This is a genomic window from Gemmatimonas sp. (assembly GCF_046594945.1).
Lineage (GTDB): Bacteria > Gemmatimonadota > Gemmatimonadetes > Gemmatimonadales > Gemmatimonadaceae > Gemmatimonas.
Genome location: NZ_JBKJRB010000102.1, coordinates 99,159 through 120,226 on the forward strand (window position 1 = coordinate 99,159; position 21,068 = coordinate 120,226).

16 protein-coding genes are annotated in these 21,068 nt (G+C 64.8%); 4 read left to right on the top strand and 12 right to left on the bottom strand.

What is annotated here, in order from left to right; translation table 11 throughout:
- Positions 1 to 4: 4 nt before the first annotated feature.
- From ACLL97_RS12715 to ACLL97_RS12735, 5 genes are all read right to left on the bottom strand, one after another.
- Positions 5 to 997 carry an MlaD family protein gene (locus ACLL97_RS12715; protein ID WP_411280842.1) on the bottom strand — a complete coding sequence of 331 codons (993 nt, stop codon included), beginning with the start codon at positions 995 to 997 and terminating at the stop codon, positions 5 to 7.
- Positions 994 to 1,800, bottom strand: coding sequence for an ABC transporter ATP-binding protein (locus tag ACLL97_RS12720; protein WP_411280843.1), 807 nt, complete (start codon positions 1,798 to 1,800; stop codon positions 994 to 996). The genes ACLL97_RS12715 and ACLL97_RS12720 overlap by 4 nt, the downstream gene beginning before the upstream one ends.
- A complete protein-coding gene (locus ACLL97_RS12725; protein ID WP_411280844.1) occupies positions 1,797 to 2,948 on the bottom strand; it encodes an MlaE family ABC transporter permease in 1,152 nt (383 codons plus the stop codon). The genes ACLL97_RS12720 and ACLL97_RS12725 overlap by 4 nt, the downstream gene beginning before the upstream one ends.
- A 218-nt stretch (positions 2,949 to 3,166) precedes the next feature.
- Positions 3,167 to 4,435, bottom strand: coding sequence for an amidohydrolase family protein (locus tag ACLL97_RS12730; protein ID WP_411280845.1), 1,269 nt, complete (start codon positions 4,433 to 4,435; stop codon positions 3,167 to 3,169).
- A gap of 77 nt (positions 4,436 to 4,512) precedes the next feature.
- Positions 4,513 to 6,858 (bottom strand): DUF2723 domain-containing protein, encoded by a 2,346-nt coding sequence (locus tag ACLL97_RS12735; protein ID WP_411280846.1) that lies wholly within the window; start codon positions 6,856 to 6,858, stop codon positions 4,513 to 4,515.
- A 131-nt stretch (positions 6,859 to 6,989) separates the two neighbouring features.
- Between ACLL97_RS12735 and ACLL97_RS12740 the strand changes: the two genes are divergently transcribed.
- The gene (locus tag ACLL97_RS12740) at positions 6,990 to 8,252 is read left to right on the top strand and encodes an aminotransferase class V-fold PLP-dependent enzyme (RefSeq protein WP_411280847.1); all 1,263 of its coding nucleotides are present in this window, start codon (positions 6,990 to 6,992) and stop codon (positions 8,250 to 8,252) included.
- 9 nt (positions 8,253 to 8,261) lie between these two features.
- A complete protein-coding gene (locus ACLL97_RS12745; protein WP_411280848.1) occupies positions 8,262 to 8,807 on the top strand; it encodes a paraquat-inducible protein A in 546 nt (181 codons plus the stop codon).
- Here the strand turns inward: ACLL97_RS12745 and ACLL97_RS12750 are convergent.
- The 7 genes from ACLL97_RS12750 to ACLL97_RS12780 all read right to left on the bottom strand — a co-directional run bounded on the left by ACLL97_RS12750 (position 8,761) and on the right by ACLL97_RS12780 (position 17,233).
- Positions 8,761 to 9,222, bottom strand: coding sequence for a hypothetical protein (locus ACLL97_RS12750; RefSeq protein WP_411280849.1), 462 nt, complete (start codon positions 9,220 to 9,222; stop codon positions 8,761 to 8,763). The two genes, ACLL97_RS12745 and ACLL97_RS12750, sit on opposite strands and share 47 nt — an antisense overlap.
- Positions 9,223 to 9,295: 73 nt before the next feature.
- Positions 9,296 to 10,825: a bifunctional phosphoribosylaminoimidazolecarboxamide formyltransferase/IMP cyclohydrolase gene (purH, locus tag ACLL97_RS12755; RefSeq protein WP_411280850.1), complete on the bottom strand. Its 1,530-nt coding sequence runs from the start codon at positions 10,823 to 10,825 to the stop codon at positions 9,296 to 9,298.
- 52 nt (positions 10,826 to 10,877) lie between these two features.
- On the bottom strand, positions 10,878 to 11,633 hold the full coding sequence (gene purN / locus ACLL97_RS12760) for a phosphoribosylglycinamide formyltransferase (protein ID WP_411280851.1): 756 nt from the start codon (positions 11,631 to 11,633) through the stop codon (positions 10,878 to 10,880).
- 10 nt (positions 11,634 to 11,643) lie between these two features.
- Positions 11,644 to 12,261, bottom strand: a complete 618-nt coding sequence (locus ACLL97_RS12765) for a D-glycero-alpha-D-manno-heptose-1,7-bisphosphate 7-phosphatase (protein WP_411280859.1) — start codon at positions 12,259 to 12,261, stop codon at positions 11,644 to 11,646.
- Complete coding sequence (locus tag ACLL97_RS12770) at positions 12,261 to 13,676, bottom strand: Ig-like domain-containing protein (RefSeq protein ID WP_411280852.1); 1,416 nt, start codon at positions 13,674 to 13,676, stop codon at positions 12,261 to 12,263. The genes ACLL97_RS12765 and ACLL97_RS12770 overlap by 1 nt, the downstream gene beginning before the upstream one ends.
- Positions 13,673 to 16,435 (bottom strand): valine--tRNA ligase, encoded by a 2,763-nt coding sequence (locus tag ACLL97_RS12775; protein WP_411280853.1) that lies wholly within the window; start codon positions 16,433 to 16,435, stop codon positions 13,673 to 13,675. The genes ACLL97_RS12770 and ACLL97_RS12775 overlap by 4 nt, the downstream gene beginning before the upstream one ends.
- Before the next feature lie 45 nt (positions 16,436 to 16,480).
- Positions 16,481 to 17,233 carry a BON domain-containing protein gene (locus ACLL97_RS12780; RefSeq protein ID WP_411280854.1) on the bottom strand — a complete coding sequence of 251 codons (753 nt, stop codon included), beginning with the start codon at positions 17,231 to 17,233 and terminating at the stop codon, positions 16,481 to 16,483.
- A 136-nt stretch (positions 17,234 to 17,369) separates the two neighbouring features.
- On the opposite strand from ACLL97_RS12780, the gene thrS reads away from it, so the two are divergent.
- Both thrS and ACLL97_RS12790 read left to right on the top strand, forming a co-directional pair.
- Positions 17,370 to 19,409, top strand: a complete 2,040-nt coding sequence (thrS, locus tag ACLL97_RS12785; RefSeq protein ID WP_411280855.1) for a threonine--tRNA ligase — start codon at positions 17,370 to 17,372, stop codon at positions 19,407 to 19,409.
- Complete coding sequence (locus ACLL97_RS12790) at positions 19,406 to 20,653, top strand: diguanylate cyclase (protein ID WP_411280856.1); 1,248 nt, start codon at positions 19,406 to 19,408, stop codon at positions 20,651 to 20,653. Before thrS ends, ACLL97_RS12790 begins: the two co-directional genes overlap by 4 nt.
- The last annotated feature ends 415 nt before the right edge of the window (positions 20,654 to 21,068 follow it).

Sequence of the window (21,068 nt, forward strand, 5' to 3'; positions counted from 1 at the left end):
GTAGTCATCGCTTTGCCGGGGGCTTCTTGCCGCGGATCAACATGTCGGGGTTCTGCTCGAGCGAGTTGATGAGCACGCGCAGCGCATCGGCGGCTTCCCGCATGCTCGTCAGCGCACCAGTGAGCGCGTAGCCCGGTCCGGTGTCGGCCGACAGCAGACTCTGTGCTTGCTCGAGCGTTCGGCGCAGCTCCTTCAAAGTGGCCACGGCCTCGGTGCTCGCGCCTTGCACGCCCGGCCGTATCGAATCGAGCGCCACGCCCGCGCGCGATGCCAGCCGTTCGGCTTCGACCAGCGTTCGATTGAGCTGCGCCGTGGTGGCGGGCATTTGGCGCAAGGTTGCGCGGAGTTCGGGAGACTCCACGAGCTGCTGCACGGCCTTCGACGACTGCACGACTGCCGTGTTGATCTCGCGCATGTTCACGTCACCGAGCATGCCATTGACGCGGTTGAGGATCTTCAACATCTCCGAGAGCAGGCTGCCTGCACCGCCTCCGATGGCCGCCATGAGCGACGGCGAACTGGGAATCTGCGGATAGAGCGTCGTGTCGGTGGCGTACAGTCGTGGCGGCGTGGAATCCAACCGGTAGGCGAGTTCGAGGTACAGCACGCCGGTCACGAAGCTCTCCATCTGCAGCTGCGCACGCAGCCCCTTCTTGATCTGCTGCTGCAGGACGAGCGTGTCCTCGAGATTCACGAACGTCCCCCGCGAGGTCGTGAGTCGCGGCAGGTCGATCTCATACTCGACGGGCACCTGAAAGGAATCGTCGCGCGGATCGATCTGAATGTTGATCGCGGTGATGCGCCCGACGGGCACACCCTGGAACTTCACGGGCGCTCCGGTTTCCAGGCCGTTCACTGATTCGGGGAAGAAGCTGAGGAACGTGGTCCGCGACTGAAACCAGGTGGCCGACGCCAGTACCGCGACGCCGATGATCACGATGGCGAGCGCACCAATGAGAAAGAGCCCGATGGCAGTCGGATTCGCGCGGGTACTCATGAAACACCTTCACTGCTGCGGGTGAGGAACTGATGCACGTGGGGGGTTGGCGGGTTGTCGCGCAACTCCTTCGGGGGACCGAGCGCGGTCATGGTTTTCTCTTCGATATCGAGAAACAGCGCCCGGTCGGCGATGCGAAAGATGCTGTCGAGATCGTGGGTGACTACGACGATGGTGGTACCAAAGCTCGCCTTGAGCTCGAGAATGAGATCGTCAAGTCGGCTCGCGCTGATAGGATCAAGACCGGACGACGGCTCATCGAAAAAGAGCACGTCGGGGTCGAGGGCAATTGCGCGGGCGAGGGCCGCACGTTTGCGCATACCACCGCTGATGGCCGACGGGTAGAACGCCTCGAAGCCACGCAGCCCAACGAGTGCGAGCTTGAGTGAGACGACTTCGGCAATCGTGTCGGCATCGAGGTCCGTAAACTCCTCGAGCGGCAGCGCCACATTCTCGGCGAGTGTGAGCCCACTCCACAGCGCACCGTTCTGATAGAGCACCCCCATACGACGCAGCGCGCGCTTGCGCACCACGTCGTCGCCGAGGGCGAAGTCCGCGCCATCGAACAGGATCTGACCCTTGGCCGGCGTCTTGAGCCCGATGAGATGCTTGAGCAGCGTACTCTTGCCGCTGCCGCTGCCGCCCATGAGTACGAAGACCTCGCCGCGCGCCACGTTAAAGGTGAGATCGTGCATCACGACGCGCTCACCGTACATCATGGTGAGTCCGCGGACTTCGATGGCCGGTACAACGGGGCGCGTCGTGGGCGCCTCGTGCGATGGCGAGGCATTGGTGACGGTCATATATCAAGCAAGGCAGCGAGCCAGTCCACGACGGCGTTGGCGGTGATGATCAACGTGATGCCCAGCACGACGGCGGCGGTCGCCGCACGCCCGACGGCGCCGGCGTCGGAGCCGCCCTGCAGTCCTTTCATGGTGCCCGACACGCCCACGATCAGTCCGAAAATCGTGCCCTTGAACACGCCGAGCAGCGCGTCGGAGATCGTCACCGCCGACAGCATACCACTCATGAACTGCTTGAACGACAAGTCGAGCAACAGCGCCGATACCATCATGCCACCAACGATCCCGATGAAATCGGCGTAGATCGTGAGCAGCGGCATCATGACGAATATGCCGAGCACACGCGGCAGCACGAGATGCTCGATGGGTGAAATGCCCAGGGTCGTGAAGGCGTCGATTTCTTCGGTGATCTTCATGCTGCCAAGTTCGGCGGCAAACGCGGCACCGGTACGGCCGGCAATGATGATGCCCGTCATGAGGGCCCCCATCTCGCGCAGCATGCCGAAGCCGACGAGGTACGACACGTAGTACCCAGCGCCGAAGCGCTTCAACACGACGACGCCGAGAAATGCGATGATGATGCCCATCAGCAAGGCGATCAGCGTGACGATGGGGAGCGCACCCGAACTGTTCGTCTGCACGACGACGAAGAACTCCCGCCATCGCATATGCACGCGCCGCGTGACGATGCCGCTGAGCGCCATCGCGGTGTCACCGACGTACGTGACCGCCGCTTTGAGGCCACTCCACGCCCCGATCACCGCCGTGCCGAGGCGACTGACGAACGATCCACGCGTCGGATCGGCGACCTGGACGCGTTCCGGCACCGCCTGCGCGAGTGCGTGCAGCCGGCGCATCTGTTCCGGCAGGCCAGACAGGTCGAGCTCGAGCTTCTGGGCGTCGCAGAAGTCCTGACATCGTGCTACGAAGATCAGGAGCGTGCTGTCCCACACGCCGAGATTGGTGGCATCGAATGTGACGGTGCGCAGCGTGCTCCTCCCGACGGTCGCGCGACTGACCAGCTCCGTGAAGTGCGGCTGCGGCGCCTCGATCGACCAATCACCGGCCAAGACAATGACGAGGGCATCGCCCTCGGCGCGAAGTTCGGCACGCGCAGCAGCAGTCGCGCTTGCCGTAGCTCCGGGCATGGATGTCCTCGTGGACGAGCGGTGGGGCGAAGGGGAACGTGACGCGCGGAACGCTTTAGCCTACGCGAAGCAAGTTGTATGCCGAATTCGAGCATGCGTCCGGCAGGCTGAGCGTTGGGGCCTGATTGTGCAGCTGTCCCCGTTCCCTACGCTCCTTTTCTCTTTTTCTCCGTCCCTCTGTGTGATCTGTTCGAGTCGGCACCGTCACTCAGCCGCCCTTACTTCGGCCACCCCGAAAGCTGAATCGCCGGCATGATCCGCAGCGCATTCTGATAGTACACTTTCTTCAGCACCACATCCGGCAGATCAATGCCGTACAGCTTCCAGAACGCGTGGTAATCGCGGTAATAATCGAAGTAGTCGTCACGCGTTTCGAACACGCGCCAGTAGTACGGATATTCTTGGGGCTGGAACGAATCCTTGCCGAAGAGCAGACGGTCCTGATACTTGATGAAGAAGTCGTGTGCACTGCGCGGCTGACGACCGATGTCGTATAGCACCGCGCCCACTTCAGCGAGCACGTTCGGCATCTGGTCGAACAGGCGGCCCAGTCGGCCCAGATCGTTGGCGTGCCAACCGAGGTGCGCGGCCACGAACGTCGTTTTCGGATGACGCAGGAATAGACTGTCGCGTTCCGCCATGAGCTGGTTGAAGCTCGGATAGCGGTCTGGCGGATACAGGCGCTCGGGGAAGAGCGAAACTTCGAGCCACCGTTCGTTGGTGTTGTCGACCTCGCGGAAGAACTCCTGCGGATCGGCGGTGTGGATGAACACCGGCAGCTTGAGACGCGCCGCCGCCTCCCAGATCGGATCCAGATCGGGATCGTTCAGCCGCAAGCGCGTGCCGTCGGCCTTTTTCGTGTTCAAGCCGAAACCCTTGCCGATTTCACCGATGCCGACCGCACCGCCCTTCACGTCGGCGTCGAGCTGCGCCACCGCCTTCGCGGCCCACCCCGGACCCACGCCGCCCAGGTTGATACCGGTGAGCAGGCGCACGCGATCCTTCATCGTTGGCGAGCCGTTCACCAACTCCATCGTGCGCTGCAGCCGGTCGCCACTCACGTTGTCGGCCGCGATCATGAGTCGCACGTTTACCGAGTCCATCGAGGCCCCGAGACGCGCCAGTCCGTCGGCGTTGGCCAGGAGTCCTGAGGGATGGCCGTGGAAGTCGACCACCGGATATTTCGCCTTCCACTTCATCCCGGCCGACGGCACGATCAGCGTGGACTTGGGCCGATAGTCGACAATACTCGGCGGCGGTGAGGCCGGTGCGAGGCAGTTATTCGGACGGATTTCCGTCATGCCGGCGGGGCAGGACTCGCCGGGCTTTATCTGCGTTCCGCCGCGAAAACCGGCGGGAGGGCGCGGCGGTTGCGTGGCCGGCGGCTGCTGGGCCGACATCCACGTCGGCAATGCGGCGGTAGCCAACGCGGATGGGGCCAGCGAGAGGCCGATGGAAAGCGCAAGCACAAAACGGGAGCGACGCACGGGCAGACTCCTGAGGTAGGATACGAGACGGGGATCAACATGTCGTTGATCCCCGGCCTTTGACAGAGCGATGTGCCTTACTTCGAGTCGGGCCGGGACTGCGGCACCAACAGCTGCTGTTGTGGACCGACGTCGGCACCCGGCGTGACGGGCAGCGCCGGCTGACGATCAAACCCGAACACCTGCGCGCGGCGCATGGCGGTGGCGATGCCCTTCGCCTGCTGATACACCGAGTCGGAGCGCGCGATCTGCCCCGACTGCGCGAGCGCTTCCGCCAACGTGACCCCACTGATCACGTACAGATCGGGGATGCCAACCGACGCGTCGTCCACCCATCCCTTCCGGGCGGCCAGCGACTTGGTGGCCGTGAACACCTTCGTCCACAGGTCGTACGAGCGCTTCACGTCCACCATGCCCTCACCCTGAATGAGCACGGTGTCACGTCCCGGGATGATCTGCTGACCCACCAGCTTCTTCGCCATGCCCTGCGTGAGCACGTAGCGCTCGAGACCGAGTTCGTACGGGTATCCACCAGCCGTGCGGCTGAAGTAGATCGGCCGATCAGGGTAGGTGTCGCGGATCATGAAGTACACCAACTGATCGGCGCGCATAAGCTGCGGTGAACGCGGCGCCGCGATGATGTCGCCCTTCTGAAACGCGGCGTTTGGCGGCGTCTGAATCGCGAGCGGCAGTGCATCGGCTTCGTCGAACGTCATTTTGACTGGCGGACCGACCGGCTTCTTCCACTGCTGGCGGCGGTAGATCTCCGGACCCTTGGCGGCATCGTACTCGTACACCGGGCGACGGATCATCTGCCGCGTGTACCAGTCGGTATTCATCAACGAGGTGTTTGCGACGATGACGTCCTTGCGGATGCCTTCGACTTCCTGCGCGTACCAGAGCGGGAAGGTGTCGTTGTCGCCCACGGTGATCAGAATGCCGTAAGGTTCGACCGAGTTGAGCAAGTCGCGCGCAAAGTCGGTCGTGTCGGTCTGATTGGACCGCGACGCCTGCTGCCAGTTGCCCACCAGCGGGATGAACGCCACCGCAAGTAACGGCGACGCCAAGAGGAAGCTCCGCGTGCGCGGCTCCACCACGGTCTCGCGACCGAGCTTCACTTCATCGGCGCCAAACAGGCTGGCCACCGTTTCCCACAGATACACGAGTCCGAGCGCTGCCCACACGCTCAGCGCCGAGAAGCTCCACAAGTAGAAGTAGTCTCGATCGCGTACTTCGCGAGGGACCGAGTCGCCGAGCTCCAGTGCCTGACTGTGGCCGTACTTGAAATTGAGGTAGAAGATCAGCCCCAACGTCATCGTGCCGATGAGCGGACCGAAGAACCAGAAACTGCGTCGGTCTTTCTTGAAGTGCATCCAACCACCGAGGATGCACAAAATGAAGTAAAACACCGCGAGCCCATTCTGCAGCCCCGGATTCTCCTGGTATGCGTCACGAAGCCACTGCCACTTGAAGTACAGCCAGTACATGCCGACCTGCGCCGTGAGCGGCGCCTGGCGCTCCCCGAGCTCCGGCTTGCCATACTGCCCGCGATTGAAGTTGTACATGAAGCGGTCGTACGTGAGCGCCGAGAAGGTGCAATCCAGCTTCAGCTCGGTCACGCAGCCGGTGGGCTCTCCCTCGTTGATCGCCGGGAAGTGCGCGGCGCGAATGGGCTGCGTGGCGAACGGCGTCATGCCGAATACCAGCGCGGCAGCGCAGGCCACGAGCAGCTTCCAGCGCAGAATCGACGACGGCCGGCGCACGAGTACCGCGAGTCCAACGGCGGGCGCCGCCAGCATACCGGCCATGTGGTTGGCGTAGCCGAGACCCAGCAAGTAGGCCACCAGCACGAGCAGGCGGTCAGCGACGGGGCCTTCCGGATCGTCGCACCAGCGCACGGTGAGCCAGCAGATGACTGCCAGCCCAACCAGCGACACCGTGTACACTTTTTCGTTCACGACCGACTGATTCCACACGGTGAACGCGGTGGCCCCGATCAACGCGGCGAGCGCACCGCCGGCGATGCGTTGCCAACGACGCGGCATCCACTGCACCAGCACTCGCTCGGTGATCAGGAACCACACGCCGGCTGACACCGCGCTGGACAGTGCCGCCAGCACGTTGATCCGCATGGCGACCGTGGGCGCGATCGGCAGAATCGCGAAAACGCGTCCGATCAACACGAAGAACGGGTTGCCCGGCGGGTGCGGAATACCGAGGACGTACGCGGCCGCGATGTACTCGCTGGTGTCCCACATGGACGTCGTCGGTGCCAACGTGACGAGGTACAGGAGAAACACGACGAGGCCGGCGATTCCGGCGGCCAGGTACGACGGGCGGTAATCAAGCTCGGCCGCGCCGGCACTCGTGGCGGCGGCTGGCCGGGAAGCGGCAGTCGCGGAAGCGGTGGCTGCGACGGTCATGGACTGGACGGAAGGTGGGACAGCACCGGACCGGGGGCGGCCGGAGCTCACACAATCAGGTAAGTTCGCAGGCAGCGACGGGGGGCACAACTGCTTCCCGCCCGGTCCGGGCCCCTCATCTCCCCTGACGCATGGACAAGCGCGACTTTCTCCGTACCGTGAGCGGCGCTTTGGGCGGCGCCTCGCTGGGCCTCCTGTTCACGCCGGCCCAGCTTCGGGCGTTTTCCCGCCTGCCCGTAAATGTGCTGGCGGCGCGAGCCGACTTCTGGGACGTGCTTCGGGCCAAGTACCGCGTCCCAACCGACTACATCCATTTGGAGCACGGCTACTACTCCATGCAGTCGGAACCGGTGCTGGAGAAGTTCATCGGCCATGTGCGCGCTGTGAACGCCCAGAGTTCACGCTACATGCGCACGGTGCAAGGCACCAACAAGGCGCGGGTGCAGGCCCGCTTGGCCGCACTGGCCGGGTGCTCGCCCGAAGAGTTGATCATTACCCGCAACACCACCGAGTCACTGGACACGGTGATCTCGGGCTTCGACTGGAAAGCCGGCGACGAGGCGGTCATGGCGGTACATGACTATGGCGCGATGCTCGATCAGTTCGCGCTGATGGGCCGTCGCTGGGGCGTCGTGACCCGCACCGTCACGGTGCCCCTCGATCCGCGAAGCGACGACGACATCGTGCAGGTATACGCCAGGGCCATCACGCCGCGTACGCGTCTGCTGATGGTCTGCCACATGATCAACATTACCGGTCAGCTACTGCCGGTGAAGAAGATCTGCGATATGGCGCAGGCGCGCGGTGTGCCAGTCATGGTCGACGGCGCGCACGCCTTCGCGCAGCTCGACTTCCGCATTCCCGACCTCGGCTGCGACTACTACGGCGCCAGTCTGCACAAATGGCTCGGGACGCCGCTCGGAGCCGGACTGCTGTATGTGCGCCGCGACCGCATTGAAGCGCTCTGGCCGATATATGGCGACGAAGGACAGCCTGCGACCAGCATCGCGAAACTCAATCACACCGGCACGCATCCGGTGCACACTGATCTGGCGATCGACGATGCAATCACCTTTCACGAGGAGATCGGTATTCGGCGCAAGGAGGCTCGCTTGCGCTGGCTGCAGCAGTACTGGACCACCAAGGTGCGCGGCCTGCCGCGCGTGCGACTGTTCACTCCGCAAGATCCCATGCGCACGGGTGCGATCGCCACCGTGGGGATCGACGGCATGAAGCCGGGGGATCTTGCCACGGCATTGATGGACCGCTTCAAGATTTTCACGGTGGCGATCGATACCGCGGGCGTGACCGGCGTGCGCGTCACGCCGCAACTGTTCACCACGCCCGCCGAATTGGATGCGTTCGTTCGCGCGATCACTCAGCTGGCGGCCTAGAGCAACGTCATGACCTCACGGAACAAACTTGCGATCGTACTAGCGCTGGTGTCGCTGGTATTGCTCTGGCCTGGGCTCGTGCAACCGGTGCTCACCATCCGCGCCACGATGGAGTTGTTCGGCAATACGCGCGAGCTCTCCAATGAAACCCGTAGCGTGATCAGTGCGATACGCAGTTTGCACAACACGGGCAACGACTTCGTGGCCGGACTCATCCTGCTGTTCAGCGTGCTCGTCCCAGTACTGAAGGCGGCGTTGCTGGTGCCGATCTTCGCACTGCGTGGCAGCGCGATGGCGTATCGGTTGTACGGCGTAGTGCAGGCGATGAGCAAGTGGTCGATGGCCGACGTCTTTGCAGTCGGTATGCTCATCGCGCTGCTGGTCGGAAAGGGCACCGCCAATCTTTCGGCAACGGCAGGCCTAGGCTTCTACTGCTTCGCTGCGTACTGTCTCGTCTCCAACGCGGCCTTTCAGGCGCTGCGGGTCGAGCCGCCCACAGCGGTGACGCCTATTTCTTCGGCATCGACTTCGAGTCCTTTCTCGGCGCGATCTTGAACTTCGCGATGGGCTGCTTGTCCATGTTCACCATGCCTTCAATGCTGCCGTCCGCGCCGAACGTGCCGTCATGTTCGAGCAACTTGCCCTCCGGCGCGGTTACGCGAAAGCGCACGCGCTTTCCGGTGAGCACCACGTTCGAGATCGGCCCCGTACCCTGACCGGGTACCATGGCCTGGCCGACAACGGTGGTTCCCGACTGCGTGAACGTGTACAGCACGGGCACCACGATTACACTGTCCGGCAGCGGCACGGTGGCGGTGCCGCTCCAGCCACCGACCAGCACCGGCGATGCCGACGCGGACACCGCGGCCTTCACCGACTTCGACTGCGCGGCCAGAGGCGCCGCCGTCGCCGCCACCGTGACGAGCGCGGCGAGTGTGGCGGCCACAACCCGCGTCATGCGTCGAGACATCACAAAAACTCCGACCGAGAGAATTGGCATCCTTGCTTGAACCCGCGTCGGGGAAAAAAGTGCGATTGAACGCCTAGTGGCGAAAAAGACGCTCGCCGGTGAACACCATGGCGATACCATGCTCATCGGCCGCGGCGATCACTTCGGCGTCGCGGACCGATCCACCAGGCTGCACGATCGCTTTCACGCCGGCCGCCGCGGCCTGATCGATGCCGTCGCGAAACGGGAAGAAGGCGTCAGAGCCGAGCGCCGCGCCGTCGGTGACGTGGCCCGCGCTGGTCGCCTTGTGCACGGCGAGGAAGCTGGCATCCACCCGCGACATCTGACCGGCGCCGATGCCGATCGTGGCGCCGTCGTGCACCAGCACGATGGCGTTCGACTTCACGCTTGCCACCGACTTCCAGGCGAAGTGCAAGTCGATCATTTCGTCGGAGGTCGGCTGACGCGTGGTGACCACGTTCCACTGGGCCGGCTCCATCGGCGCCGGTGCGCGGTCCTGCACTAGCAGGCCACCACGCACGCGCTTGTAGTCCATGCCACCCGTGGGCCAGCTGGCGCGCCCTTCCAATACCCGCAGGTTCTTCTTGCGGACAAGAATCTCGACGGCGTCGTCGGCAAACGACGGCGCCACGATGCACTCCACGAACAGGCTGGAGATCGCTTCCGCCGCCACCACATCTACCGGCACCGTGAACGCGATCACACTGCCGAACGCCGATACCGGATCACACGCCAACGCCTTTTTGAAGGCGGACAGGGCGTCGATGCCCGTGGCGACGCCGCACGGTGTGGTGTGCTTGATGATCGCACACGCCGGTTGATCGCTAAACGGTTCGATGGCGAGCAGCGCACCTTCGAGATCGAGCAAGTTGTTGAACGACAATTCCTTACCACCCTTCTGTACCAACGCGCCCAACCCGGCGCCCGGCTTCTCCACGTAGAAGGCCGCGCGCTGCTGCGGGTTCTCGCCGTAGCGCAGCGCCTGCTGCTTCTCGAAGGCGAGCGGATACCGATCGGGGAACGGCTCGCCACGCTGCTGCGCGAACCACTGCGCGATTGCCGCGTCGTAGCCGCTCGTATGGGCGTACACCTTCTCCGCGAGCAACGTCCGGAAGGACAGATCGTCGCCGCCCGACTGTACGATCTCCAACACATGCGCGTAATCGGTCGGATCGACGAGTACCCACACCGACGCAAAGTTCTTGGCGGCCGAACGCAGCATCGATGGGCCGCCGATGTCGATGTTCTCGATCACCTCTTCCGGATGCACCTTCGGCTTCGCGGCTGTTTCGCGAAACGGGTACAGATTCGCGACCACGAGATCAATGGTCCCGATGTCGTGCGCCTTGATGGCGTCCATGTGCTCGGGCAGATCGCGTCGCGCCAGCAGACCACCGTGAATGACCGGGTGGAGCGTCTTCACGCGTCCGTCCAGCATCTCCGGGAACCCCGTGATGTCACTGACGTCCTTGACCGCGAGGCCGGCGTCACGCAGCACCTTGGCCGTTCCGCCCGTGGAGACCAACTCGTATCCCTGCTGGGCGAGTCCGGTGGCGAAGGGAACGAGACCGGACTTGTCGGAAACGGAAAGCAGCGCGCGCATGGAGACGGGATCAGGAGAGGAAAGGGAACGACGGGAGTGAATGCGCGCGGAATCAGCGCGGAAAGAGGCGCGCCACTTCAGTGGTGAACGCCGTCGCAACGGGCGGCGACGGATTGGGGCTATCGTCGATCAGCGCAAAGCGCCACTCCGGTGCGTGTACAGACTGGGGGACGTCGAGGTGTCCATGCACGCGACCATCAGCGCCCAGCACGATCGCGCCCGACGCCACGGCGGCCACGCAGAGCGGCAACAGCCGATGTTCGGTACGCAACACGCGCGCGGCCAACAGGGTGGCGTCATCTCCGGGAAGCACTGGTACCGGCCACTGCGCGATGATCGGACCGCGATCGAAGTGCTCGTCGACGAAGTGCACGGTGACACCGGTGATCGTGGCGCCATGTTCGAGCACGGCCGCGTGAATACGCTTGCCGTACATGCCCGGTCCACCAAAGGCGGGCAGCAGCGCGGGGTGGATATTGAGCAGGCGACCTCGGAACGCGCGCACGACGCCCTCGGGGACCAACTTGAGATAGCCCGCCAGCACCAGCACATCGGTTTTGGCCGTCTCGAGCAACGAGAGCAGGGCATCGCTGTCGAGCGGCGCGTCGAGCACCCCGGTGGCGATTCTCGCGTCCCTCGCGCGCTGGAGCGCGCCCGCGCGCTCGTGATCCGAGGCGACGAATGTGATCACCCCGGCGCAGGCCGCGAGGCCCGCAAAGTGGTCGATCAGCGCCTGCAGGTTCGATCCACCGCCCGAGGTGAGCACGGAGATACGCGCGGGTGTGTGGGGAGAAGCCGGCATCATCATGGCGACCAAGCTACTCCCCGCGCTTGGTCGACTGCAGGGGGGCGCGCGGGCCGATCAAGGCTAGGGCGATGGACACCGCTTCCAGAATGGTATCTGCCATGAAGATGCGCTCTGAAAGCGCGGAGCGGGCGTCTTCCACATCGGCCGCGGGCGTCTCGATGCCAGGCACCAGAATGCCAATGCCTCCGGTCGCGAGCGCTGGCTGCACGTCGCGCCACCGGTCGCCGATATACGCGCTGTGCGTGAGATCGAGCGAATGCGCGGCGGCCGCCTCGCGGTACATGCCGAGGCCGGGCTTGCGACACGCGCACGGTTCCTTCGGCGGTCCCCAATGCGGACAGTGGTACGTCGCCAGCAACGCCGCGCCGCCCGTGCTCAGCAACGCCGTGGTTCGATCGCGCACCGCTTCATACTGGAACGTCGTGATCAGTCCGCGGGCGATGCCAGACTGGTTCGTGACGACCACGACCGGAACCTGCGCCGCGTTCGCCTTCGCGACCGCCGCGGCCGCGCCGGCCAGCAGCCGTACTCGGCCTGCATCAGCGAGGTAGTGCGCGTCAGCGATCAGCGTCCCGTCACGGTCGATGAAGAGAGCGGGGACCGCCGATGCTGCGGCGATCGTCTCCATCACGAACTGCTGAACAGGGCGCGGACGCGCGACCGCATGACCTGCGGCAACGGCGGAGCGAGCGTGTCGCGTGGGGCCGGACGCGCCGCGGCGCTGTCCCGCTTGGTGCTGTCACGCGTACTGTCAGGCTTGGGCGCGCGCGGCGTGGTGAACGTGCGGGCCGGACTCCGCACCGTTCCCGAGAGACTGCGAAGGTTGGACACGCTGAGTCGAAACTGCTTCTGCGGTTCGAGCACCGTATCCAGCGTGACGTAAATTTCCTTGTATAGCAGCGGGCGACGCAGTTTGGGCGGCGGCGTAGAATCAATCGGGGCACCGGGACGACCACGACGGGCCGCCAACCGCGCACGCGCGTCGCGCTCGGTGCGGGCCACTGCGGCCAGACTGTCCGCACGCTTGACCCGCGCCAGCGAATCGGTACGGGCCCGCAACGCGGGCGTCGAATCGCGGAGTGACGCCACACGCGCCAGCGAGTCGGCTCGTACTTTCGCCCGTAGCGAATCGGCCAGACTGCGTTGCGGGACCGTCTGCACGGCCTTTATCCGCACGAGCGACGAATCGGCTCGCCTGATCAGCACGTCTTCCGGGCCGAACAGGCGTCCGGGGGCATATGGCTTGTCGAACACCACTTTCAGCACCGCGCTATCCTGCGGTGTGACTTCCGACACGCGAAGTCCCACGGTGTCGTGCGAAAACCCATAGAACTCGATGTCTGCCGATTGGGTGAGCGTGACGCTCACCGAGTCCCACACTTCGATCGGATCGAGACTTCGATTGGTGTTTCGGTCGCCGTACGCGCGTAGCAGATACGGACCCGGCGGCAGGTACTGCAACACGTAGCGGCCGGTGGAATCGGCGACCACTTGATAGGTCGTGCTGTCGGGGGCGATCGCTTCCACCAGCGCGCCCGAGAGTCCGGTGCCCGCCGCCCAATCAAAGGCCACGCCGGCAATGCGCGTGGTCGGAATTGGACCGCCGGTACTGAATACCAGCCGAATCGTGCTGTCGATGCCGTTGTTCCGCAGGTCCTGCAAGCCGCGTTTGATGACCACTGAATACACGGTGTTCGGCTTCCAGCCCTTCGACGGGCGGATCTCAATCTTCGATCGCCCCCAGTCCACCTTGGGCACCCCACTCTTCGGACTGATGAACACCAGGTCCGCGATATCCTTCGCGCCCTTTGGTGTCTCGCTGATCACTTCGTCGAACTGCAGTACCACCGATTTCGGCTTGGTGTCGATGGCGTTGTTGTCGGGTGTCACCTTCAGCACGAGCGGCGGCGCCAGATCCGGCGCGCCACCTGGCGGTGCCGTCTGATTGGCGCACCCGGTGAGCAGCACCAGCACGGCCGCCATCCTGGAGACCGCCCTCATCATGCCAACCTTGATCACGCAGGCGTTTCTCGCGGTGTTCACGCGCCGAACGTACCGAGCTTGTTGTGCATCAGCGCACACCGCGCCCGCCATTCTTCGGCCTTGGCGCGCTCCGCCGTCACCAGCGCCGGCGGCGCCTTCGCCACGAACGTCTCGTTGGCCAGGCGTGAGTCGAGGGCGTTCAGCTGCGTTTCGAGTTGCGTGAGTTCTGCGTGCAATCGCTGCTTCTCCTTCTCGAGGTCGACCATGCCGGCCAGCGGCACGACCAGTTCTACGCCGTCACGCAGCAACAGCTGTGCCGACGCCCCCCCGGGGTTTTCCGACCCCATCGTCACGCGCGCGCGCGCCAACGAGCCAATCGTATCGCGCTGCGCAGCCAGCAGCCCTGCGATACCCGCGGGGGCCACCAGCATCGCGTCCACCCACGCGCCTGGATTCACGTTGTACTCCGAACGCACGCTGCGGATCGCCTGAACGGCGTCGCGCGCGTAATCGAACGCCTGCGCCTCGGCTGATATCGCGCCATCGGCCCGACGCGCCACTGGCCATGCAGCTTGGGCCAGGAACGCCCCGGCGGGCGTGTTCGGCAACTGCTGCCAGAGCGCCTCAGTGATAAACGGGACCATTGGCTGCAGCAGTCGCAGCGCACCGTCGAAGGCGTGCGCGAGGACGGTCCGTGCCACGTCGCGATCGTCGCCCTCGGTGGCGTACAGTCGCGGCTTGAGCGCTTCGAGATACCAGTCGGCCAGTTCGTTCCACACGAATCGGCGCGCCGCTTCGGCGTACTCCGACAATCGCAATCCGCGACCACGTTCGGCGTCGGTCCACGTGCGCCCGTTGGCCGGGCGGGGCGGCCCCAGCGCCGCATCGCAGTCGAGAATGGCCTGATCGAGACGATCGAGGATCCACTGATCGGCGGCGGTGAGGCGCTCGGGCGCGATCGACGACAACGGCTGCAGCGGCTCGGTGCCAACGCGCGACAACAGGAAGCGTCCGATGTTCCAAAGCTTTGTGCAGAAGTTGCGCCCCGGCGCGAACGACTTGTCGAGATCGGTGGGGTCGAGCATGACATCAACGCCGAGACCGAGACCGGCCACCATCGTCCAGCGCAGCGCGTCGGCGCCGTACAGCTTCACGACATCGAGCGGATCGATGCCGTTGCCCAGCGACTTCGACATCTTCTTGTGCTGCAGGTCGCGCACCGTGCCGTGCAGATACACGGTGTGAAACGGCGTCTGTTCGAGGAACCAGCAGCCCGACATCACCATGCGTGACACCCAGAAAAACAGAATCTCCGGTGCGGTGACCAGCACGTCGCCCGGATAGAACGCCTTCAGATCGGGCGTGCTATCGGGCCATCCAAGCGTGGAGAAGGGCCACAGCCACGACGAGAACCAAGTGTCGAGCACGTCGTCGTCCTGACGCACACTTCCTTGGCAGGACGGACAGCTGCTCACATCGGTGCGCGACACGATCGGCTCCTGTGAGCACGCCGGATTGTCGCAGTACCACACGGGTATGCGATGGCCCCACCAGATCTGTCGCGAGATGTTCCAGTCGCGAATGCCTTCGAGCCAGTTCACGTACACGGCTTCCCAGCGATCCGGCAGAATGCGCAGCTGTCCACCGCGCAACACATCAAGCGCCTTGTCGGCCAGCGGACGCATGCGCACGAACCACTGATCGGACAAGCGCGGCTCCACTACCGTGTCACAGCGGTAGCAATGACGTACCGCGTGGGCGTGCGGCTCGACCTTTACCAAGGCCCCGGCTGCCTCGAGCATCGCTACGATGGCGCTGCGTGCCTCGGTGCGATCGAGACCAGATAAGGCCGCCGGCACACGTCCGGCGGCATCTTCGACTTCACGCACGATGCCCTGGGCATCGATGACGACCGGCATGGCCAGGCCGTGTCGCTTGCCGACGTCGAAATCGTTCGCGTCGTGCGCCGGCGTGATCTTCACGGCACCGGTGCCGAAGGCGGCGTCGGTGTACGTGTCGGCAATGATCGGAATGCGCACGCCGTTGATCGGCAGCACAACGTCCTTGCCGATCATGGCCTGATAGCGTTCATCGTCAGGGTTCACGGCCACCGCCACGTCGCCGAGCATCGTTTCCGGGCGCGTGGTCGCCACGCTGATCGACTGCGTCGGGTCGTCGGCGAGCGTGTACTTCAGGTGATAGAGTTTGCCCGTCGTGTCGGCGAACTCCGCCTCTTCATCCGACAGCGAGGTGCCGCAGCGCGGACACCAGTGAATTACCCGGTGCCCCTTGTACACGAGGCCATCCTCGTGCAAGCGCACGAACGCTTCGCGCACGGACTTCGAGAGGGCGGGGGAAAACGTATAAGCCGTGCGCGACCAGTCGGCGCTCGATCCAATCGCCTTGAGCTGATTCAGGATCTCGCCGCCGGTATGCTCCACGAACTCGGCCACCTTCTCCACGAACGGAGCGCGGCCAAGGTCGAAGCGCGTCTGTCCGTTGGCGGCTAGCTGCTTTTCTACGACGTTCTGGGTGGCGATTCCGGCGTGGTCGGTGCCCGGCAACCACAGCGCCTCATCGCCCGCCATACGGCGCCAACGGATGAGTACGTCCTGCACCGTGTTGTTGAGCCCATGCCCCATGTGGAGCACCGCCGTCACATTTGGCGGTGGAATCACGATCACGAACGGCTCGCGCGTCGCGGCGCGGTCGGCATCGGCAGTGAACACACCATGCTCGGTCCACTTGGCGTACCACGTGGACTCAGTAGCGGCAGCGTCGTAGGTCGTCGGCAGCGGATTCGTATCAGGCGCAGTCATGGCCCAACATAACACGGGTGGGCAGGCGACTGACCCACGCCGGCCTCACCCTCGCTGTGGTGTCTCGTACTGTGAGGTCCGGTGGCTCTGGATCGATCCGGGCCCTCGAACGGCCAGATGATCGACCACCGAGACGACGTCAGGGACGCCCCGTGCGATCGTGAGCGCGTGCGCGATCTCCCCCGTGCTGTCCACCCAGCCCGTCAGTTCGATGATCCCCTCGCCCGCGGCGCCGATGTCGATGGCGCGCGCTTCGAGCACCGGATCATTGCGAAACGCCTCGAGAACGCGGGCCTCCAACTCCTCGTGGGTGGGCACCGATGGGCCGGTTGGGAGCACGGCGGCGTCGGCCAACCCGCCGGCCAGCGGGGGGCGCGAGTGCCGTCCGAGGCCCGACGAGGCCATGGCGAGATCGGACTCCGTGGAACGCGTACGGCGATCGCGCATGCGATCCCGGAGGCGCTCGCGGGTCGAGAGTCGGTCGGGCATCGACTCAGGCTGTTCAGCGTGGTCATCGCCACGACGGCGAACGTGCATATGGGCAATCGACTCGGCGGCGAGCTCGGAATCGTCGTCGGCCAGCTGGTCAAAGGCATCGGTGCGACGCTCGTCGCCACGCCAGCCCTCGGGGCCCGGGGCACGACGGCTCCCGCGGCCGCCGCGGCGGAGCAACCCGTCCAGGCCGCCGACCCGATCGGCCACCAGCACGCCGAGGGCAACACCGGCCACGGCGCCGAGCGCCATCAACAGCACCGACGATGTACGCGCCGGACGTTTCCTGAATGGGAATTGTGCCATGATGCCACCTCCGTGACTCCACACCAGCCGCCGCGATCGGGAAGAGGATCGCAGTTGATCTTGGCGTGACTCCTTGTGCAAGGATAACTTGACCGTCCTCGCACTGCGAGGGCGTTCACCTTTCTGCCCGCTCCTGATGACTGCCGGTTTGCAATCTGCTGCTGACGCTGCTGCCCATGCGCACATCGTCCTGACTCTCCCCGATGGCTCCATTCGCGAGGTCCCGCCCGGGACGCTGGCGCGCGATGTCGTGGGGTCGATTGGGGCGCGCCTGTTGCAGGCGTCGCTGGCGGTTGCGGTGGATGGCGAAGTGCTCGACCTCATGACCCCTCTGCGGTCGTCGGGTTCCTTCGTGGTGATCACGGAAAAGGATCCCCGCGCGCTTCAAGTGTTGCGCCACTCCGGGGCCCATATCCTGGCCACCGCGGTACGCCGACTGCGTCCCGATGCGAAGATCGGTTTCGGTCCCGCCATCGACGACGGCTTCTATTACGACTTCGAAGTCGAGAAGCCGTTCACACCCGAAGATCTCGCCGCGTTCGAAGCCGAGATGAAGAAGGTCGTGGGCGAGAAGTACCCGTTCCTGCGCGAAGAGGTGTCGCTCACCGAGGCGCGCGTGCGCTTCGTGGACGATCCGCTCAAGCTCGAGCGTCTCGACGACTTCGAGGGCAGCGACGAAGTCCTCTCCACGTACACCGACGGCCCGTTCATCGATTTGTGCCGCGGCCCGCACGTCCCGGACACGTCCTACCTCAAGCATTTCAAGTTGCTCACCACCGCGGGCGCCTACTGGCGCGGCGATGTGAAGCGCCAGATGCTGCAGCGCATCTACGCCACGGCCTTCTTCAAGAAGGACGAACTCGAGCAGCACCTGCACAACCTCGAGGAAGCGAAGAAGCGCGACCACCGCGTGCTCGGCAAGTCGCTCGACCTTTTCCAGCTGTTTCCCGTCGCGCCGGGTGCCGTGTTCTGGACGCCCAAGGGCACGACGTTGTACAACACGCTGGAAGCGTTCGTGCGTGAGCGTCAGCAGGACGCCTTCAAGGAAATCAAGACGCCGTTGCTGTACAACAAGGCGCTCTGGGAGCAGTCGGGACACTGGGGCAAGTACAAGGAAAATATGTTCCTCGTGCTCGACAGCGAGACGGGCGAGCATGACATGTCGCTCAAACCGATGAATTGCCCGTCGCACCATTTGTACTTCGCGTCGAGCAAGCATTCGTATCGTGATCTCCCCATGCGTTACGTCACGTTCGACGTACTGCACCGCAACGAGCTCTCGGGCGCGCTGTCGGGACTCACGCGCGTTCGCCAGTTCGCGCAGGACGATTGTCACGTGTATCTACGCGAAGATCAGATCGCCGACGAAGTGAAGTTCCTGATGGACTTCATCCTTGGCTATTACGACACGTTCGGTCTCACGGCGAAGCTCAAATTCGCCACGCGTCCCGAGCAGCGGATCGGTTCAGACGAGCTGTGGGATCGCGCCGAGGCCGCGCTGCGCGCCGCCCTCGAAAGCACTGGGCGTCCGTACGAGCTGAAGGAAGGCGACGGGGCGTTCTACGGCCCGAAGATCGACTTCGATGTCATGGACAGCATCGGTCGCGCCTGGCAGCTGGGCACGATCCAACTCGACTACAACGCACCGGAGCGCTTCGATCTCACTTATACGGGCGACGACAACGCCCCGCATCGTCCAGTGGTGATCCACCGTGCCGTGAGCGGATCATTCGAACGCTTCATCGCGATTCTGATTGAGCACTTCGCTGGCGTGTTCCCGGTGTGGCTGTCGCCCGAACAGGTGCGCGTGATTCCGATTGCGATCGACTACAACGAGCACGCCGAGGCGCTGGTGGCCCGCATGAAGGCCGCGGGCATTCGCGCCACGCTCGACGCGCGCAACGAAACCTTGAACTACCGCGTGCGCGAGGGCGAAGTGCAGAAAGTGCCGTACATGTGCGTGATCGGCCGTCGTGAGGCGGACGAGAACACCGTCGCCCTGCGTTCGCGCGGCGCCGGCAAGAAGCAGGACATCATGTCGTCCGACGCCTTCATCGCGCGCGTGCTGCATGAAATCGCAGACCGAACGCTTGCCATCCCGGCGGATGTCGTGATTGCGGCCACGAACGCGGCCGCGGATGCGGCGGCGTCGGAACAGCCGGAGGCGACCACGTGACCCCCGAGGCGCTGCTCGATCTGTTCGTGCTGGCGCCTGTCGGCCTCGTAGAGGTAGACGAAGAGGGGCGGGTCGAGGTCGCGAATCTGGCGGCACGCACGTTGCTCACGCCGTTCACGCGCGCCGGGTCGCTCGATGACTTGTTCGTAGCGCTGGGCGCCGTGGCTCCCGACTTGGCCGCACGGGTACGTGGTTTCGACGCGCCGCGCGGCGTGATCGTGGACGCGCTCGAACTGCTTGCCCCCGGTGAGCAGCGCGGGGTACATCTGTCATTGGTGAAGGTGGCGCCGGGCCGCATCGTGGCCGTCGTGAATGATGCCGGTGCCCTGGCCACGGCCCGCGGTCACTTGTCGCGTGCCGATCAGCGGCTGCGGGCGGTTGAGGGTGCGGTACGCGACTACGCGATTTTCACGATCGACGCGAATGGTGTGGTCGACTCGTGGAGTGAAGCGGCCGAGCGCGTGCATCAGTGGCCCGCGGCGGCGATTGTGGGACAGCCACTCGCGCTGCTGCTGTCGCCGGACAGCGGTGGTGAAGCGTATGTGCACGATACCCTGGCGCTCGCCGCGAGAAACGGTTGGTGCGAGGAGGAAGGCCATCGTCAGCGACAGGACGGATCGCTGTTCTGGGCCAGCACCGTCGTGACGGCGTTGCGCGCGACCGATGGCGAGGCCAACGGATTTTCGGTAGTCACGCACGACGTCTCCGAACGTCGCCGGGTCGAAGAAAGTCTGCGCGAGGACGCCTCGAGCACGACCGACTATCTCACCGGCGTGTCGGCCCGTCGTGCCTTCTTCGACGTGGCTTCGTCCGAAGTGGCGCGCGCGCGCCGGTACGGACAGCCACTCACGATGCTGCTGGTCGATCCCGACAATTTCCGCGACATCAACGAGCAGCACGGCGAAGCCTTCGGCAACGAGTGGCTCCGTGCCATCGCGTGGGTGTGCCGTCAGGAATCACGTACCACCGACGTGGTCGGTCGTGTGGGCGGTGAAGCGTTCGCGGTGTTGTTGCCGAGCACGGAACGCTCCGGCGGTCTGGTGCTGGCGGAGCGTATCCGCGAGCGGATGCAGCGTCATGTGTTCAGCGGCGACGTGCAGGGGGTGCGCTGCACGTTATCGGTGGGGGTGGCGGAGGTCACGGACTCGGTGATCAGTGTGGACGGCTTGCTCACGGCGACGGGCACGGCGGTGCAGCGCGCGCAGCAAGCAGGCATGAACCTCGTGGTCGGCTACGACGACTGATCGCTCGCTGTTTTTTGCGTTGAGACGGCGCTGAAACTGCGCTGGGGTGGCGCTCGGTCGTGCCGGGTGGATCCCTTTCGCCGCTTTCTGCGGCGGGATGGCCGCGCGCCGGAGGCGCCGGCCCCTCCTTCGCAGAGGCGGCTGCAGGGACCACCCGTCCCGACCGGCTGACACGGGCTCCGGGGTCGCTGCTGCGGTGGTGAGCGCGAGAGATCGGTGTCGTGCCTCGCACTCGCGCTTTTGGAAAGTGCGCTGGGGTGGCGTTCGGTCGTGCCGGGTGGATCCCTTTCGCCGCTTCCTGCGGCGGGATGGCCGCGCGCCGGTCGCTTCGCTCCCGGCGCCGGCCCCTCCTTCGCAGAGGCGGCTGCAGGAACCACCCGCCCCGACCGGCTGACACGGGCTCCGGGGTCGCTGC

What these genes read in the sequence shown, in the direction of transcription:
- ACLL97_RS12715 (WP_411280842.1), bottom strand. Translation starts at nt 997, where the DNA reads ATGAGTACCCGCGCGAATCCGACTGCCATCGGGCTCTTTCTCATTGGT.
- ACLL97_RS12720 (WP_411280843.1), bottom strand. Translation starts at nt 1,800, where the DNA reads ATGACCGTCACCAATGCCTCGCCATCGCACGAGGCGCCCACGACGCGC.
- ACLL97_RS12725 (WP_411280844.1), bottom strand. Translation starts at nt 2,948, where the DNA reads ATGCCCGGAGCTACGGCAAGCGCGACTGCTGCTGCGCGTGCCGAACTT.
- ACLL97_RS12735 (WP_411280846.1), bottom strand. Translation starts at nt 6,858, where the DNA reads ATGACCGTCGCAGCCACCGCTTCCGCGACTGCCGCTTCCCGGCCAGCC.
- ACLL97_RS12740 (WP_411280847.1), top strand. Translation starts at nt 6,990, where the DNA reads ATGGACAAGCGCGACTTTCTCCGTACCGTGAGCGGCGCTTTGGGCGGC.
- ACLL97_RS12745 (WP_411280848.1), top strand. Translation starts at nt 8,262, where the DNA reads ATGACCTCACGGAACAAACTTGCGATCGTACTAGCGCTGGTGTCGCTG.
- ACLL97_RS12750 (WP_411280849.1), bottom strand. Translation starts at nt 9,222, where the DNA reads ATGTCTCGACGCATGACGCGGGTTGTGGCCGCCACACTCGCCGCGCTC.
- purH (WP_411280850.1), bottom strand. Translation starts at nt 10,825, where the DNA reads ATGCGCGCGCTGCTTTCCGTTTCCGACAAGTCCGGTCTCGTTCCCTTC.
- purN (WP_411280851.1), bottom strand. Translation starts at nt 11,633, where the DNA reads ATGATGATGCCGGCTTCTCCCCACACACCCGCGCGTATCTCCGTGCTC.
- ACLL97_RS12765 (WP_411280859.1), bottom strand. Translation starts at nt 12,261, where the DNA reads ATGGAGACGATCGCCGCAGCATCGGCGGTCCCCGCTCTCTTCATCGAC.
- ACLL97_RS12775 (WP_411280853.1), bottom strand. Translation starts at nt 16,435, where the DNA reads ATGACTGCGCCTGATACGAATCCGCTGCCGACGACCTACGACGCTGCC.
- ACLL97_RS12780 (WP_411280854.1), bottom strand. Translation starts at nt 17,233, where the DNA reads ATGGCACAATTCCCATTCAGGAAACGTCCGGCGCGTACATCGTCGGTG.
- thrS (WP_411280855.1), top strand. Translation starts at nt 17,370, where the DNA reads ATGACTGCCGGTTTGCAATCTGCTGCTGACGCTGCTGCCCATGCGCAC.